The sequence below is a fragment of the Thermovirga sp. genome (assembly GCA_012523215.1).
Lineage (GTDB): Bacteria > Synergistota > Synergistia > Synergistales > Thermovirgaceae > 58-81.
In genome coordinates, this window is sequence record JAAYIZ010000281.1 from 1 (window position 1) to 1837 (window position 1837).

At 56.2% G+C, this 1837-nt stretch carries 2 protein-coding genes; both read left to right on the forward strand.

Features of this window, described 5'->3' with window-relative positions:
- Nucleotides 1-1536, forward strand: a complete 1536-nt coding sequence (locus GX108_07600) for a glycine reductase (protein ID NLO56894.1) — start codon at nucleotides 1-3, stop codon at nucleotides 1534-1536.
- Nucleotides 1533-1837 (forward strand): glycine reductase (locus tag GX108_07605; protein NLO56895.1); only part of this gene is annotated, 305 nt, incomplete at its 3' end. The genes GX108_07600 and GX108_07605, both read left to right, overlap by 4 nt.

A 1837-nucleotide genomic window follows, 5' to 3' on the forward strand; every position in this document is an offset into this window, starting at 1 on the left:
ATGGCCCATGTCGCTATCAGGGGTTACTCCTATTGCCTTAACCATACCCCGGAATTGGGGCTTTACTACGGCAACACACCGTACATGGAGAGGATTTCCCACGGAGAGACCGAGTATATAAAAAAACTGTCCAAGAGCATGCAATCCTACGATGAAGCGTGTTCCTACGCTCCCAATCAAGCCTTTATAGGCGGGCTTGATCTGGAAAGACTTAAGGAACAGCCCACCCCGATGTACCAGAACAGGATAAACGGGGCCACACGTTTCGGAAAATTCGGGGAAATCATGCCTGAGAACGAATTCCTTGCCTTGATGGATATCTGCGATGTATTCGATATTGTCTGGCTCGAAGAATCTTTTGCCGGGAAAGTCCGCGATGCCCTGGCCAAGCACCCGCTCATGAATGAGAATATCCTGTCTAGGCTAGAGAAAGGGCATACTCCTTCAGAGATTGAGAAGGAAGCGAAAGAACATGGGGCGCTTCCCCTGTATTTTAACGGGAAGATAGCCGGTTGCTGCAGAAAGGGGCACGATTTCGACGAGTCGCTTTCCGCGCACGTCCTTCTTGAAAATATTGCCAGCAAAGCTGGATCCGTGCTGGCTCTTCTTCACCTTTTAAAAACCACTGGCCTATCCCCGGCGGACATCGACTACATCATCGAGAGCTCCGAGGAAGCCGCGGGAGACATGAACCAGCGAGGCGGCGGAAACTTTGCAAAGGCCATCGCGGAGATAGCAGGATGCGTAAACGCCTCGGGATTCGACGTGCGGAGTTTCTGTGCAGGACCCGTTAACGCCGTAATAGCCGGGGCAACCCAGGTCGCCAGCGGAGCGAGACCTAACGTGGTGGTCCTGGCGGGCGGAGCCATTCCTAAACTTTTCATGAACAGCCGGGACCACGTTCGCAAGGACATGCCCGCCCTGGAAGACTGCCTGGGGAGCTTCGCCGTTCTTTTGGATGCCGACGATGGTACGTGCCCCATCATGAGGCTCGATGCCCTCGGAAAACACTCCGTGGGCGCCGGTGCTTCCCCCCAGGCGGTCACCTCGGCATTGGTCTATGAACCTCTCCAGAAGATAGGGCTTTCCTTCGCCGACGTCGACAAGTTCGCGGCCGAACTCCAGATACCGGAGATCACCGTACCGGCCGGCGCCGGAGACGTCCCTGCGGCTAACTTCAAGATGATCGCCGCCCTAGCGGTGATGAAAGGAGAATTAAGCAAGGAAGAGATGTCCTCCTTTGTCGAGAGCAAGGGTATCCCGGGTTTTGCCCATACCCAGGGTCATATCCCTTCCGGGGTGCCTTTCATCGGCCATGCCTGCGAGGACATCAAGGAAGGGAAATACGAACGTGTCATGATAATCGGAAAGGGAAGCCTTTTCCTGGCCAGGCTCACCAATCTTTCCGACGGAGCTTCCTTCCTCATCGAGCCCTCTTCGGGTGTGTCCGGGCAGATCAGGGGGGTTACCACGGAGGAGGTCCGGGGGATACTCCTTGAAGTCCTGGAGGACCTTTCGAAGGAACTTGCGGGGTGAAGACCATGACTGGGACTGGAACAAAAAAAATCATCGGCTGTGCCCTCCGCGAAATAGTGGAGTCCGCCAGAAGCGGAGGCCCACGTACGAGAGTAGCGCTCATGGCCTCCGGGAGCGAGCTCGGTCCGGGGGAACTCGCCCGGGGAGCGATCGCGGCCCAGGAATCGAGGCCAGGCCTTGAAGTAGTTATGATCGGGCCAAGGATCGAAGGCTACGATCAACTGAGCTGGATTGAAACACCCGATTGCGAAGAAGATATCTCGCGGGCCATGGAGTCGGCGCTGAAGGGAGGCGACATCAG

Excerpts from the sequence above, each read along its gene's own strand:
- GX108_07600 (NLO56894.1), top strand. The coding sequence starts at position 1 with ATGGCCCATGTCGCTATCAGGGGTTACTCCTATTGCCTTAACCATACC.